Genomic DNA, 14,980 nt, shown 5'->3' on the forward strand with positions numbered 1-14,980 from the left:
AAACCAAAGTTCGTTCGTCTTATCAGAGGGTTATACAAAGACCTGCAACTCTCTTATAGGCAACACTTGTGGGCTTTCCCGGAACACGAGCGATGATATCAGGAGTGTCCGACAGTCTCCTCTTGTAACGGAGGTATAACCGCTCTACAATGTTGGTTGGCAACAGGAGTGCACCCCTTTCTTATGACGACTTCACGGCGCTTGGTATCCGGCACGACCCTATTTTTGTTGATCCTGATGGGGGGACGTGTTTTGACTGCCCAGGATGCGGCCAATGGCTCTGCACAGACCGACGGCGTGACTAAAGGACCAGTGACGGTGGAGAAACCGGATCCTTTGAAGCGTCCCTTGACCGATAAGGAGAGGCGGGAGCAGCAGAAGAATTTGAAGGTCGAGTTGAAGGGCGTCTATAAAAAGTGGGTCGATGAGGACGTCCGCTGGATCATTACCGATCAGGAGCTTCAGGCATTTCGAAGTTTGAGTAACGACGAGGAGCGCGATCAGTTCATCGAGAACTTCTGGCTACGGCGCAATCCCAACCCGGACTCTCCAGAGAACGAGTTTCGCGAAGAGCATTATGCGCGCATCGCCTACGCGAACGATCATTTTGCTGCCGGTAAGCCTGGCTGGAGAACGGATCGCGGCCATATCTACATCGCCTATGGGAAGGCAGACAGTATCGATTCACACCCAAGCGGTGGGAGCTACGAGCGACCAATTGAAGAGGGCGGTGGAAATACCTCAACTTTTCCCTTCGAGATATGGCACTACCGCTACCTAGAAGGTATCGGAGACAACGTCGATATTGAATTCGTTGATACCTGCATGTGCGGCGACTATCACATGACGATCGATCGCTCTGAAAAAGATGCTTTGAAGCATGTTCCAGGCGCCGGCCAGACACTTTACGAGCAGCAGGGACAGTCTAAGCAGGCAGATCGGTTTTCAGGTGGCGGACTCGAACAGCTTGGCGCGGGACCGTTATCCAGCCAGAATCAAAGCAAGCAGTTTGACCGTTTGGATCGATTCGCGAAGTTGATGGCACCTCCTGAGATCAAGTTCAAAGATCTGGAGTCGTTTATGACGACTTCGAAGATTCTGACCGGACCTCCCTTTCTTTTTGATGTTCGGACGGACTACGTCAAGGTCACCAATGATACGATTCTGGTTCCTGTAACGCTGCAGATCAAAAACGGCGATATTACGTTTACTAACAAAGACGGCGTGGCGATGGGTACTGTGAACATCCTTGGTCGCGTATCGAATTTGAACCACAAAGCGATTCAGACCTTCGAAGACACGGTCAGCGTGCAGGTGCCGAGTGAGCTTCTCGCACGGAAGCGGGCTGATCAGTCAGTGTATTGGAAGTCCCTGCCGCTACGTCCCGGTCTGTACAAGATCGATATTGTCATCAAGGATGTAAACAATCCAGACCATATTGGACGTTGGCAACGTAGCTTGAATGTGCCAGCCTACGACGACGACCGACTTGCGTCTTCTTCCTTGATCTTGGCTTCGTCGATGGAGAGGGTGCCTTCGAAAGATATTGGTGCAGGAAATTTCATTATCGGTGATACGCACATTACCCCGCGCGTTCCCACGGGCCTCGGGGTTCCTGTGACCTTTCATAGAGCGCAAAATTTGAACTTCTGGATGCAGATTTATAATCTGGGGATCGATGAGAAGAGTAAGCAGAATGGAGCTACGATCGAGTACCAGATTCTCGACGTAGGGACAAATAAGTCCATTCTCACGACGCAGGAGCTTACTTCGAAGACTAATCCCAATGCAGATCAGGTTACGATTGAAAAGAGTTTACCGCTGGCAAGTCTTCAGCCCGGCAAGTATCAGATCAACATCAAGGTGAATGACGGAATAACGAAGCAGCAGATCGCAGAATCTGCGCCGTTTATCGTAGATTAGACAGGTGCGGCTAGTACGGGAACATGGTTATGCAGACCCCAATTCGCGATAACCAGCCACATCGCACTCTGTAACGACGTACCCTAATTTGCTGGGTGCGGAACAATTTGGATAGCCATCGACGCGCAGGACGGCTTTACTGTGCAACGACCCCAGGTGAAGATCGCGCTTCTCTCGCTAATGCTGCTGACTGCAGCGGTTGGCGTTGCTGTGGGACAAAATGCGGCTGTGTCAGGTGTCGTGCGCGACGCGCAGGGGGTGGCGCAGCTTGGCGCACTGGTTCAGGTGATCGCGGCAGACTCCGCGATGGCGGGAACGGCGTTTACCGATCTTCACGGACGCTACTTCATTCCTCATCTTCTTCCCGGTCAATACGAGGTGAGAGCAAGTGCGGCCTTGTTTGTTCCAGCGATGCGAGGCAATCTGGAGCTTAGGGCCGGAGCTCAGGCGGTCGTCAATCTGACTTTGAGTACACTTTTTGAATCGACCTCATGGCTTCCTGCTGAACGTCGCAGAGCGGACGAACCGGGCGACGACTGGAAGTGGACGCTGCGGTCGGTGGCCAATCGGCCGATCCTTCGCCTGACTGAAGATGGGGATGTGATTGTCGTCTCCTCCAGTGCTCGGGAGACACCGAAGCGTGCTGAACGAGTCCGCGCTGAAATGACCGCTGGTGATGGTGGTTTTGGGAGCAACGGAGTTCACAGTGTTTTTGCGTTCGATAGGGTGCTCGATGATGGAGCAGGTCTGACGCTACATGCGGATATCGGGACGCAGCCCGGAGCACCTTCTATTGGACAGTCTACGGAGATTGCGACTGGATATGGCATGCGGCTTGGGCCAGGCGGTGCGGCACGGACTGTGTTGAGCTACCAGGCTCATCCCGAGATCGTGGGTTCTGGTGGGACTTCGGGGCTTGAAGTGATGCAGATGGCCAGCGGACAACAGATGCAGCTTGGAGATATGGTCGACGTCGAAGCTGGGGGGACAATCTATGTTGTTCGGACATCCGGGTATGCTTCGGGATCGAGGCCGTTTTTAAAGGTTATGGCGCATCCGACAGAGAACTGGAGTGTTGGATATCGCATGGCCACCTCACAGGATCTGCAGTCTTTTTCAGGGCTCGATACGGTGAAGAGGGAGTTGCCGGTTGCAGTGCTTTACCAAGGAAGAATGCAGACTGAGGGTGGATTGCATCAGGAGTTCACCGTTGGCCGAAAGACTGGCCGTGGCATGGTGCAACTTTCCTATTACACGGACGCTTTGAATCGGGTTGCGGTCTCAGGCGGCGGCGCGTTGACAACAGCCGATATTGCCCAAACGGGACAGACTGGCGCGAGCGGGATTGTAGCCGACGCGACGACGGGAACATTCCGATTTTTGAGTGCGGGATATAAGGCCCAAGGTTTAAATGTCATGCTGACCGAACCGTTGACCACAAGCTTGTGGCTGGCTCTGGAGTATGGCACAGGAGCAGGACTCGCAGCGAAGGATGGCATTGCTGTAGCTCTGCCCAGCGCCGGGTCTGATCTGGCTCCTGTGGCTGCACGGACCGCAACGGTGGCTCTCCGAGGCAAAGTACTTCGTAGTGGCACGACACTTCGCGCAGCTTATCGCTGGCAGCCGTCTCGACTGGTGACCGCCGTTGATCCGTATGCTGCGTTCAACGATCAAGCCTTCCTGAGCTGTTACTTGCGTCAGGCTTTGCGTCTGGGTAATTTGTTGCCGCCGGGGCTTGAGGCGACGGTTGACGTCACAAATCTTCTAGCTCAAGGGTATCGACCGTTTCTGTCAGAGGATGGGCAGACACTGTTTCTTGCTCAGTCGCCTCGGACGGTTCAGGCCGGGCTCGCATTTACCTTCTAGTTGCTTTTTTGTCCTGCCCAGCATAATTAGATCTCATTTCAAGATGCCCATCGTAGTTGGGTATGATGTGTCTCTGTGCGATTCAGCTCTGAGGCTGATATCAAACGAGGAGGCTTGGCTTGCGAGTTGGTCTGATGACACGAGAGTACCCACCTAACGTCTATGGAGGCGCTGGCGTTCACGTCGAATATCTAAGTCGTGAACTGGCCAAATCTGTCGACGTCGAGGTTTACTGCTGGGGAGAACAATCACTCGACAAAGGTAACTTGCATGTCCACGGCGCTGAGCCTTGGTCTGTGATCACAAATGGCACTGAAGGAAAGTACAAGACCGCTCTCGAAGCGCTGAGTCTGAATCTCACGCAAGTGAAGTCGCTCGCGACGATTGATATCGTGCATACGCATACCTGGTACGTCTCTATGGCAGGCTTTCTTGCCAAGAAGCTCTTCCATGTTCCCTTTGTGCTGACCACCCATAGCCTTGAGCCGTTGCGTGCCTGGAAGGCGGAGCAACTTGGCAGCGGATATGCGATGAGCTCCTGGATGGAAAGGACGGCAATCCTGGATGCTGACGCGGTGATTGCCGTTTCTAAGGGCACCCAGGAAGACATTCTCCGTGCCTATCCGGAGATCGATCCTTCACGAATTCATGTGATCTACAACGGGATTGATCTAAACGAATATCAGAAGACCTCTGAGATCTCAGCATTAGTGAAGTACGGGGTGGATCCTTCTGTCCCCTATGTGTTGTTTGTGGGAAGAATCACGCGGCAGAAGGGTGTTACCCACCTTGTGGAGGCGATTCCTTATCTGCCGAAGGGAACTCAGGTTGTGCTCTGTGCCGGGGCACCCGATACCCCGGAGATCGCGGCGGAGATGCGAGAGAAGGTAGAGCAAGCCAGCAAAGTAAACTCTCGCGTTGTTTGGATAGAGAAGATGGTGACAAAACCGGAGGCGATTCAGCTTTACAGCAACGCAAGCGTCTTCTGTTGCCCATCTGTCTACGAGCCGTTCGGCATTATCAATCTGGAGGCGATGGCTTGTCGCGCTCCGGTTGTGGCGAGCGCGACGGGGGGAATCCTAGAGGTTGTAGTGGATGGTGAGACGGGCCACCTGGTGCCTTTCGAGCAAGACCCGGTAACGACTTTTCCATCTCATCCGGAGAAGTTCTCCCGTGATCTTGCGGAGAAGATCTCTGATCTTTTGACTCATCCGGAAAAGGCGAAACAATTCGGCGAGGCTGGCCGCAAGAGGGTAGAAGAGACCTTTTCCTGGTCGGCGATTGCTGCGCAGACTGTCGATCTGTATCGAACCCTTATTCGACAGACGAAATAAACTGGTGATCTCCGGTATGACCAACGCATATCGAAGATCGTCAACACATGCGACGCCAGGGATAAGTCCCTTATTGTTTGAGCCGCTCGAGCATAGCCCTTGGATCAGGCTCTTGTTGGGTATCGGCATCCCCCGCCCCCGCGATCACCAGGGCTATGGTTTCATCTCCAGCAGAATGAGTGCATTAGGTTCCAGCTTGAGGATGAGTTGATCGTTTTTAAGATGGGTTTGTTCGGATGGTCCAAGCGAAGTCTCTTGATTTAGCTGGTCTACCTGGGATTCAGAGGGGTCGAGGGGGCTGCCCATTGCTGCGTATTTTGGCAGGACATTAGCATGTTCGTTATCTACCCGCTGTATCGAGATAAGTGTGTTGGGGGGGACATTGTGGACGTCGAGTTTCATAGCGACCGATTCGCCTCTGTCTTCGGGGTCAACTAAGTTCCAGGCTGCTATGACCAGGGTGCCGTCTTTGCGCCTGGTGACAAGGACGTTGTGGGAGGGGTTTGGGAGACGCTCATCGCCTAGCTGATGAAGGAGGGCGAAGTCATAGAAACTAGGCTTGTTGATGCCGCCTTTGGCTCGGAGGCCAAAGGCTCCTTCAAACGGGCGAGGAGCTGGGCCGCCTTCCTCAAACACGTCCGAGAAGGTCCAGAAGGACATCATGTCCACCATTCCGCCATCGCACTCTCGGATAGTGTTGGCGAGGGCTGGGCCTACGTAGGTGGTATCGCGGGCCTCCATGTGGCCGGGGACGTTCCATTCGGTCCAGAAGAGGGGGACATTCGGGGTGGAGGACGCCAGGATCTGGTTGTGGACCTTCTGGACGGCGCGGCAGACTCTGTCGTCCATAGGGATTTTCTCGTCGGTACCGATCATATCTTCAACAGAATCATCGGCATAGCCGTGGGTGGAGACGAAGTCTACCGGGACGTGGTTGGCGGCGGTGTGGGCGAGGAACTCATCGACCCAGTGGGCAGCGGCGGTTGCTGGGCCGCCTACGCGGAGGCGGGGATTGACTGATTTCAAAGACTTTGCGGTGTGGTCGTAGAGCTCGAAGTAGCTCTTTTCGCGGGGAATTCCATTCCAGAAGTCGATGTTGGGCTCGTTCCAGACCTCGAAGTACCACTGCGCTACCTCGTTGATTCCATAGCGGTCTACGAGGTGCTGGGCGAAGTGGGTGATGAGGTCGTCCCATCGTTCCATGCTCTTGGGCGGGGAGACGTTTGGCTTGTACCAGAAGGGGTGAAGGGCGTCGGGATTGAAGGCTAACTTCTTTGGCATGAAGGAGATTTCGACGACGGGACGAACGCCGTTCTTGAGCAGGCCGTCATAAATCTGGTCGACGTAGGCGAAGTTATAGACGGGGTTGCCGTGCTCGTCTTCGTTGTAGACGCCGACCTCGTCGTGGAGGATGGCGTGAAAACGGACGTAGCGGAAGTCGGTGATCTTCTTGACGGCGCGGAGGTCGTCGCGGTAACTCTCGCGTAATGAGAGGATTGCGCGGCCTGAGCCGAACATCTGTTCCCAGAAATGGGGGAAAGGTGTGGCTTGGGCGTGGGCGTCGATTTGAACAGTTTCCTGCGCCGGGGCTGGGAGGGTTGCGGCGAGGAGGAGGAGAAGTGGAAAAAGTCTGAACATGATGGCCTCGGACGAGATAGAGGTGATTTCGGGGTGGTGTTTGGATGGTGTGACCGCGGTGTCTGGTGGTGGTGAGATGGTGTTTAAGCAACGAGTAAACGTGGTGAGAGGCTGGATTGACGCGGGTTTTAGCGAGTTGGTGGTGAAAAAAATATGGTGGCGTGGTGGTTCGTGCGTTTCCTGGGGTCTGGGTTGTCAAGTTTTAATAGCTGAGCGGGGCTGGGACCGGCAAAGACGGAATACAGGGATCCTTCACTTCGCTCAGGATGACGACCATTACCTACTACCTATGACTCCATTAGCTGTGATTCATCGCTCTTTTCAAGCCGTCCTCCAACTCGCTTGAGTCGGCCTATTACCTCGGCGCCGAGACGTACTCTTTCCCTGCGGCAAGTTACTCTTTTTACCAGAACTCGGAGCGGAGCTTCTTGGGAGAGGTCTTAGCTGACCTCTCCCTTTGACTGTTGTGGAGTGTTAGAAGCTGAAGCGGGCCTGGAGGTTGACGGTTCGAGAGCCGAGAGCAGTCTGGGCCTGACCGAAGTTGCTGGAGGTGATTGCGTTGGAGATGCTGGAGGTTTGGAAGTTGAGATTGTTGAAGAGGTTGAAGGCGTCGGCGCGGATCTCGAACTTCGCGTCCTCGCCGAGGATGGGGAGTTTGGGAAGGCCGAAGGCTTTGGTGATGGTTGCGTCCACGTCTTTGTAGCCCGGTCCGTCGAGGGAGTTGCGTGCCACTCCGGGGAGCTGTGGAAGAGGTGCGATGGATAGCGGACCGCCAGTGGGAATGGGAGCAGTGGGTGCAACAAAGTATGCTGTTCCCGTTGCGGTCGAGGCGAGTGGAAAGTTTTTATTCTGGCCGCCGCCGACGCCGGGGCCTGACTTGAAGGCGTCGTTGCTGGTGTCGTGGCCTGCTCCGCCAAGGTAAGAAGCAGGACGCAATGAGCTGTAGCCGCTGCTGGCGTAGTAGAGGCTGCCAGGCGCGTTGAAGACGGGAGTCCAGGGGAATCCGGTGTGGATGTTGAAGATGCCGCTGAGGGACCAGCCGCCTGCGACCTTCTCGACCCAGCTATGGGAGCCGTGGAAGAAGACGGGCTGCCAGAGGCCGTAGATCTTGAGCGCTTTGCCTACGTTGTAGTCTGAGCGGCCGCGGGCAAGGTATGGCGCAAACGGGTAGGGATCCTGATAGAAGGGTCCCGATCCGTCGTCCATGGTCTTGGCCCATTGAAACTGTGCCTCAACCTGGAACTGGTGCGACATTTGATGCTTCAGGCCAGCGAGCATGGCGTTGTTGTTGGATGCGCCGTTGTTGCCGAAGAGCTGGATGCTGTTGACGAGAGGGTTGAGAGCGATACCCTGAGCCACCGCAGTTACATATTGGTTGGAGGTATTGATGACGTGGCGCGTCGTGCTGCCTTGATAGCCCAGAGTTGCGACAAGTTGATAGGGAAGCTGGTATTGGGTATCGAGCGAGTAGTGCTGGGTGTAGATGGTGGGCAGGTTGGCAGGGAGGGAGACGAGCCCGACACCACCTTTGACGGGGAGATTGGCGCTGTTGAAGGTGGTGATGGTGTTTGGATTGGGCGGATAGCCGAAAAGAGAGTGCGGATCCGAGGCGATGCCGTAGACGATGCCGGGGCTGATGTTGGCGGGGCTCGCACTCGAGAAGTTCGAGGTAACGATGCTTGGCGGATTGCTGGCTACGTTGCCGGCGATGGCGATCTCTTCCTCGTTGTAGTTGAGTCCATAGCCACCACGCACGACAAATTTTCCATTGAAGTGCGGCGGGCTGTAGTTGAATCCGAATTGCGGACCGAAGTTGCCCTTCTGCGAGCTGTAGAGCGCGCCCCCTTGCCGAATGGAGAGGCCGGTGAAGGTGCTCGCTCCTGAGCCCAGCACAATTCCGTTGATGTTGTTCTGTTTCGAGTTGAAGGGGCCAAAGTAGGAGTAGCGCAGACCGAAGTTCAGGGTGAGGTTAGGCCGGACCTTCCAGTCGTCCTGGGCGAAGAAGCCCCAGAGGTCTTCTCGTGTGTCCTGACGATTGGTGGCTGGTGTTCCGGTGAAGGGGTTGAAGCTTCCGACTTCGGAGTTTGGTGCGTCGTTGAGGAAGTCCCAGTAGTTGTAGAAGTTGTAGCTGGGACGCGCGGAGTAGGTGGGATTGTTGAGGTAGTAGAGACGAGTTAGTTCGCCGCCGAATTTGATGGTGTGGTTGCCCACAATTTTGGTAGCGATGTCCCTGTAGCCGAAGGTCCACTGATTAACATCGCTTGGTCCGGGTGCGCCGAAGCTGCCGATGTTGGTGGTGGTGATGCTCCCGAAGGCTCCGATGGAGTCGGTGGGGAGGCCAAAGGGCTCCTGCGGATTGTCTCCGATCTCATTCCAGCGATAGCCAGCCGCGTTGGCACGGGCTTCGTTGAGGAATGTGGGGGAGAAGATGTGATTCCAGATGACGGAGAAGGCGTCGTTGATTGCGTTGTGGTTGTAGAGATTGTAGGCGCGAATGGAGCCGTTGTAGTCGGTGCTGGATGCTGGAACCCAGTAGATGGCGAAGGAGGCGTGATCTTTCCTGGTGACGTCAGCGTCGATGCGTCCGTTGTACTGAGATTCGGTGATAGCGGTGGGGTTTTCGAGGGTGTAGTTGGCGATATCGGCTACGTTGGCGAGGCCACCGCCGACACCCGGATTGGAGGTGCTCTTCCAGGTGAGGTCCTGGGTGCCAAGTCCGGTGGTGATCGGCGATCCGATGTTGAGGCCCTGACCAGCGATGGTGCGGCAGTTTACATTCTCGGTAAGGCCGGCAGTGGCGCAGGTCTGGTTGATGAGCCCAATGGAGTTGACGGCTGCGCCGGGGAAGGAGAGGAATGTCTTCGAGATACTGTTGGCGGGTGCAAGAGCGGCGAAGGCCGGGGTCTCATACCAGCCTGTGCTGGTAACCGAGGAGTTATTGCGTTGGGTCTCGTAAGCGAAGAAGGCGAAGACGTGATCCTTCCAGATGGGGCCGCCGACGCTGCCACCGTACTGATTGAAACGCTGCGTGTCTTTGAGGAGTCCGCGATCTGCGGGTGTACCGGACATGAGCGAGCCTGGGCCGTTATACCGCTGGTAGGCGTTGAGGCCAGGCCTGCTGGCGCGAAAGAAGAGGCTGCCATGCCAATCGTTGGTGCCACTCTTTGAGGTGACCTGAACCTGAGCTCCACTGAAGCGGCCATTCTCTGCGTCGTAAGAGTTTGAGACGATCTTGACATTGCCTACCGAGTCTTCGGTTGGGGTGATGACGGAGGTTCCGCCCCATACTGCGCTGACGGTACTGATGCCATCGATGGAGATACCGTTGGTCTCGTACTGGCCACCGTTGGAGACGGCCTGCGGACCGTTCTCTGTAGCGAAGATTCCGGCGTTCGCGCTGGTGCCGCCTGGGCCCTGGGTGCCGGGAAGGTTATTCGAGCCGCCAGCGCCGCCTTGCGATCCGTCGCCGAAGACACCGGGCGCGAGCTGAACGAGTTGGAAGACGTCGCGACCGGCTGAGGGGAGGTGCTGTATCTGATTACTGTCGACGGTACCGCTGGTGGAGGCGGTTTCGGTTTCAAGTGCGGAGACCTGGTCGCCGTTGACGGTGACGGTGGTGTTGGTGTCACCGATCTGGAGGGTGACGTTGATGGCGTTAGGCTGCTCGGGAATGATGTGGACGTCAGGGATGTTGTTGGTCTGGAAGCCCTTGGCGGTGGCGGTGAGGGTGAAGGGATCGGGCGGGAGAGCATTGAAGTTATAGACTCCGCTGCCGTTGGAGATGGCAGTGAGGGCGTGGCCGGTGGCGGTGTCGGTGAGGGTGAGGGTGGCGCCGGGGATGACGGCTCCGGTGGAGTCGGCTACGGTGCCCTGGATGGAGGCGCGGAACTGAGCGTGGGCGGGAATGGCGAAGATTGAGACCGCGAAGGCGAGAACGAGAGCCAGGAGGTGGTTCGAGCGCGTGGAGTTTGCGGCGGGTGCTTTAGAGGTTGAGAGAATCATGATGCGGCAGTCCTTTCTGAACAGGTGCGCGTGTGTGCTATGGGGAGGCAGAAAAAGGGTCATGAGCCAACGGGGAGGCTGGGGTCGATTGGGATACGGCGAGGGGGAGGAGACTTTGCGGCATGGGAATGGCGGAGGCATACTTCGCTCGTGGAGATAGGATGCAAAATCTTCCTCTTGGGGGGCATCTAAAACGGTAAAAGCGAGACGGGAGTTGTCTGCTTGCGTTCGGCAGCTACGTCAAAACACCCCGCATCGACTTTGAGAAACGTGATGACCACTTCGTGGGAGAATCAAAGCATCTGATTTATCGCATCGAAAAGAGCGGAACGGCGTAGAGCATCACCAAACTACTCCATTGCGTCGGCCCTGCCCAAGCAGAGATCTCATTGTGAGCGAACTCGGGAAGATGTGGCACAAGATTGCCTAGAAGATGATGAGGCACTCTTGCATCGAGCCGAGAGCAGATCCGAGGAGAGCGTAGCGATGGGCAATACGATGGCGTCTCAGTCTGCTGCAGCCGACCCCTCAGCATCCTCTAAGCGTCTCCTGCCATGGCTGGTGGCGGTAGCGTTTTTCATGGAGTCGTTAGATACGACCATCCTGAACACCGCGGTTCCGGCGATCTCCGCAGCGCTCGGCGTTGCTGCGCTCAGCATGAAGGCGGTGCTGGCCAGCTATACCTTGAGTCTCGCTGTATTTATCCCAATCAGCGGATGGATGGCAGACCGGTTCGGGACTCGGCGAGTGTTCGCGTCAGCAATCGGACTTTTCACCTTCGGGTCTTTCCTGTGTGGCATATCCGGCAATATTCATCTGCTGGTTGCTTGTCGGATCCTGCAGGGTTGCGGAGGCGCGATGATGGTGCCTGTGGGCCGGCTAACTCTGGTGCGTACTTTCGCCAAGGCGGACCTTTTGCGCACGATGAGTTTCGTTTCCATACCGGCCCTGGTCGCTCCGATGCTGGGACCGATTGCAGGAGGTCTCATCGTCGGCTATCTGCATTGGCGATTCATCTTCTTTCTCAACATCCCGGTGGGCCTGGCGGGACTTGTTCTCGTTTACATCCATTTGCCGGACTATCGGGAAGAGGCCTCTCATCCGCTCGACGTTGTCGGCCTGATTCTGTTTGGATCTGGAATCGCGTTACTGTCCTACGTCCTGGAGATCTTCGGGGAGCACACATTAAGCGCCCGAGAGATGTCAGGTCTCCTGGCGCTCTCTGTGATTCTGCTTGCAGGTTACTGGCTTCACGCCAGAAGGCTCAAGTTTCCTTTGCTACAGCTGAGGCTATTCACGATTCGCACCTTTAGAGCGGCGGTGAGCGGCAGCTTCTTCACTCGTCTGGGAATTGGCGGGGTACCGTTTCTTCTGCCTCTGCTGTACCAGGTCGGACTTGGCTTCACTCCAATTCAATCGGGGCTGCTCGTGATGCCCCAGGCGGTCGCCGCCATGACGATGAAGACGATTATGCCAAGGCTTTTGAGACGGGTTGGATATCGCGGCGTACTGATCTCGAATACTCTCATCCTGGGAGCCCTCTTATTAGGGTTTGCTACGATAGGTCTCCGAACGCCGATCTGGGCAATCGTTCTGCAGGCTTTCCTTTATGGTGCCTTTACTTCGCTTCAGTACACGAGCATGAATACCCTCGTTTACGCTGATATCACAGAGCAGGACACCAGCAGCGCGAGCTCTATAGCGAGCACGATGCAGCAGATGTCGATCAGCTTCGGTGTTGCTACCGCAGGCCTGGCGACTGCTTTCTTTATCTCCAACACGCATACCAGTCCAGTGGAGATGATCACGGGAGTTCATAAAGCACTCATCGCTCTTGGAGTTTTGACCATAGTCTCAACGATTGTGTTTCGCAGCCTCAAGAGCGGCGACGGCGACGACGTTAGCCAGCACAAAGTCCTTCACCCCGGCGGGTAATGGCGCGACCGTCCCGACGAGCTCAGCCACACGATGGGGCAATTGATTCGACGACCATTACATTTATTCGCGGAGTACCGAACTCTCATCGAGCCCAACTCCTCTCTCAAGTGTGCAGGCCACACCCAATCCGAAGGAGGCCCCAACCGCTGACCAGACACTCCTTGTTCTTCTGGCCCAAACCGGCGACCGGGCTGCGCTGGAGCAACTTCTGCGTAGTCACTATGCTCCGTTGCGCAGCTACATTACCCGCTTAGTCGACGTTGCCCTGGCAGACGATATCCTGCAGGAGACCTCGCTCCAGATCTTTCGCAAGCTCCCGTTTTTACGTGAGCCCGCGGTCTTCCGCGCCTGGACGTTTCGTATCGCCTCGCGCATTGCTTTTTCCCACCTGAGACGCGCTCGCCGTTGGCAGCCCCTCGACAGTGGTCCACCCGAACCCATCACTACCCCCAGCCCCAATCTTGGTGAGCCACCCGACGCCGCGTTCTTCGCTCTGCTCGACCTCGTCTCGCCCGCCAGCCGAGCCGTCCTCCTTCTCCATTACCAGCACGATCTCTCGCTTGAAGAGAGCGCCGCCATTCTGGAGATTCCGGTCGGCACTGCCAAGTCGCGCCTCCACTACGGAGTCACAACCCTTCGCAAACAGCTCGCCACTGAAAGGAAACCAACATGAGCCCCGAATCTCAGCAGCCTAACTCCGGAGATACTAACGCCGAACTCGCCTTCGTCCAACAAGCCCTCGCGGCCGCCGACAGGTCCGAACGCACCTCGCGCATCGTCGTCGGCGTTCTCGCGATCCTGGCCCTCGCCGCCTTCATCTGGATGCACCTCAATATGTTCCCGCCACAAACGCTCGGCGGACTTTTGCATTCCTTGCTTCGCGTCGACCTGTTTTTTCTTGTCCTCCTGTTCGCGATCACCATGTACCTTCGCCGGGTCATGAACCAGAACACCCGTACCTTACTCCGGGCGCTTGCCAACACCCGCCAGCGCTAGTTCATCGGAGATGAAGCGCGGACGCCGAGATCCGCGATGGTATGCGTTTGGACTTCAATCTTCCGGATGGGCTGATAGAAGATATATTCATTCATGACCGGATGATCAGTACCGGTCAAACGGCGATTGCGCAGATGGGTTGTAGCCAAGCGCTGTTCCCGCGGGGATTTATGAATATTGAAGCTGTCGCAAGACGCGCCAATGTCTCAACTGCCACAGTGAGCCGGGTGATCAATCGACCAGAACTGGTGCGGGCATCGACGGCTGCGGCGGTTCTGGAGATCATTCGTGAGTTGAACTTCTACCCCAACCGGAATGCGCGAGCGCTGGGAACAGGGCGCAGCAGCATGTTTGGGCTGATCATCTCCGATATCACCAACCCTTTTTTCCCTGAGCTGGTGAAGGCTTTCGAGACGATTGCGGTGGAACATGGGCAGGAGGTGCTGGTCGCGAACACTGACTACGATCCGGTGAGAATGGAGCATTGCCTGAGCCGCATGCTGGAACGCAAAGTGGACGGAGTCGCCATTATGACCTCGGAGATTGATGAAGCGCTGATCGGGCCTTTCGGCAGGCGCGGCATTCCGCTGGTGTTTTTAGATGGCGGGACGCCGGCGCTTGGAGTCAACACCATCAGCGTGGATTACAAAGCGGGTGTCGGCCTGGCGATGCGACATCTTAGATCACTAGGTCATCGGCGGATCGGGTTTATCAGCGGTCCACTGAGACTGATCTCTGCGCAGAGGCGTCTGGACGCATTTGCGATGGGTATGGCAGTCCATCAACCGCGCATGAAAGAGAAATGGATCGAGGAGGGAGATCATCGGATCGAAGGGGGAAAGATTGCGATGAGACGCATGCTTACTTCCAAGGTTCTACCGACGGCCGTGATAGCGTCAAACGACCTTACCGCGATCGGGGCGATCGACGAGATTCATGAAAAGGGTTTGCGGGTGCCGGAGGATATCTCGGTGATTGGCTTCGACGATATTCATATGAGCGCTTTTACGTATCCTGCGCTGACGACAATCAGCCTGCCCAGAGCGCAGATTGCGCAGATCGCGTTTCAGGCCTTGTTTGAAAGTTACGATGGGCAGCAGATAGAACCTCGCACAGGAAAGAACCGCGTGATTGAACCGACGCTGGTGATCAGGAAGTCTACTGGACCGCCGAAGAAGTAGAGTTGTTTGAGTGCGATATTGCGCTTCGGAGAAGAGCTTCGGCATGGGGCGGATTTAACTGCGGTTCGTGCTCTCGCGCAAAGTCCCCCACCCTGTCGCGAT

9 protein-coding genes are annotated in these 14,980 nt (G+C 56.2%); 7 read left to right on the forward strand and 2 right to left on the reverse strand.

What is annotated here, in order from left to right; translation table 11 throughout:
- Nucleotides 1-183 precede the first annotated feature (183 nt).
- The 3 genes from GSQ94_RS18185 (at nt 184) to glgA (ending at nt 5,123) form a co-directional block, all read left to right on the forward strand.
- Nucleotides 184-1,923, forward strand: a complete 1,740-nt coding sequence (locus GSQ94_RS18185; RefSeq protein WP_158945282.1) for a GWxTD domain-containing protein — start codon at nt 184-186, stop codon at nt 1,921-1,923.
- A gap of 141 nt (nt 1,924-2,064) precedes the next feature.
- Nucleotides 2,065-3,789, forward strand: a complete 1,725-nt coding sequence (locus GSQ94_RS18190) for a carboxypeptidase regulatory-like domain-containing protein (RefSeq protein ID WP_158945283.1) — start codon at nt 2,065-2,067, stop codon at nt 3,787-3,789.
- A gap of 119 nt (nt 3,790-3,908) precedes the next feature.
- A complete protein-coding gene (gene glgA / locus GSQ94_RS18195; RefSeq protein WP_216843131.1) occupies nt 3,909-5,123 on the forward strand; it encodes a glycogen synthase in 1,215 nt (404 codons plus the stop codon).
- Between the two features lie 153 nt (nt 5,124-5,276).
- Here the strand turns inward: glgA and GSQ94_RS18200 are convergent, their stop codons facing one another.
- Entirely contained in the window at nt 5,277-6,761 is a 1,485-nt protein-coding gene (locus GSQ94_RS18200; protein ID WP_158945284.1) for a glycosyl hydrolase family 39, read from the reverse strand.
- 474 nt (nt 6,762-7,235) lie between these two features.
- Complete coding sequence (locus tag GSQ94_RS18205) at nt 7,236-10,763, reverse strand: TonB-dependent receptor (protein WP_158945285.1); 3,528 nt, start codon at nt 10,761-10,763, stop codon at nt 7,236-7,238.
- A 486-nt stretch (nt 10,764-11,249) separates the two neighbouring features.
- Between GSQ94_RS18205 and GSQ94_RS18210 the strand changes: the two genes are divergently transcribed.
- The 4 genes from GSQ94_RS18210 to GSQ94_RS18225 all read left to right on the forward strand — a co-directional run bounded on the left by GSQ94_RS18210 (nt 11,250) and on the right by GSQ94_RS18225 (nt 14,878).
- The gene (locus tag GSQ94_RS18210; RefSeq protein WP_158945286.1) at nt 11,250-12,698 is read left to right on the forward strand and encodes a DHA2 family efflux MFS transporter permease subunit; all 1,449 of its coding nucleotides are present in this window, start codon (nt 11,250-11,252) and stop codon (nt 12,696-12,698) included.
- 112 nt (nt 12,699-12,810) lie between these two features.
- On the forward strand, nt 12,811-13,374 hold the full coding sequence (locus GSQ94_RS18215) for an RNA polymerase sigma factor (RefSeq protein ID WP_158945287.1): 564 nt from the start codon (nt 12,811-12,813) through the stop codon (nt 13,372-13,374).
- The gene (locus GSQ94_RS18220; RefSeq protein ID WP_158945288.1) at nt 13,371-13,697 is read left to right on the forward strand and encodes a hypothetical protein; all 327 of its coding nucleotides are present in this window, start codon (nt 13,371-13,373) and stop codon (nt 13,695-13,697) included. The genes GSQ94_RS18215 and GSQ94_RS18220 overlap by 4 nt, the downstream gene beginning before the upstream one ends.
- Nucleotides 13,698-13,867: 170 nt before the next feature.
- The gene (locus GSQ94_RS18225) at nt 13,868-14,878 is read left to right on the forward strand and encodes a LacI family DNA-binding transcriptional regulator (RefSeq protein WP_158945289.1); all 1,011 of its coding nucleotides are present in this window, start codon (nt 13,868-13,870) and stop codon (nt 14,876-14,878) included.
- Nucleotides 14,879-14,980: the final 102 nt, after the last annotated feature.

Source organism: Granulicella sp. S190 (assembly GCF_009766095.1).
In the GTDB taxonomy this organism is placed as follows: domain Bacteria; phylum Acidobacteriota; class Terriglobia; order Terriglobales; family Acidobacteriaceae; genus Edaphobacter.

Bases quoted from the DNA above. Each gene is read 5' to 3' on its own strand.
- GSQ94_RS18185 (WP_158945282.1), top strand. From the start codon at position 184: ATGACGACTTCACGGCGCTTGGTATCCGGCACGACCCTATTTTTGTTG.
- GSQ94_RS18200 (WP_158945284.1), bottom strand. From the start codon at position 6,761: ATGTTCAGACTTTTTCCACTTCTCCTCCTCCTCGCCGCAACCCTCCCA.
- GSQ94_RS18205 (WP_158945285.1), bottom strand. From the start codon at position 10,763: ATGATTCTCTCAACCTCTAAAGCACCCGCCGCAAACTCCACGCGCTCG.
- GSQ94_RS18210 (WP_158945286.1), top strand. From the start codon at position 11,250: ATGGGCAATACGATGGCGTCTCAGTCTGCTGCAGCCGACCCCTCAGCA.
- GSQ94_RS18220 (WP_158945288.1), top strand. From the start codon at position 13,371: ATGAGCCCCGAATCTCAGCAGCCTAACTCCGGAGATACTAACGCCGAA.
- GSQ94_RS18225 (WP_158945289.1), top strand. From the start codon at position 13,868: ATGAATATTGAAGCTGTCGCAAGACGCGCCAATGTCTCAACTGCCACA.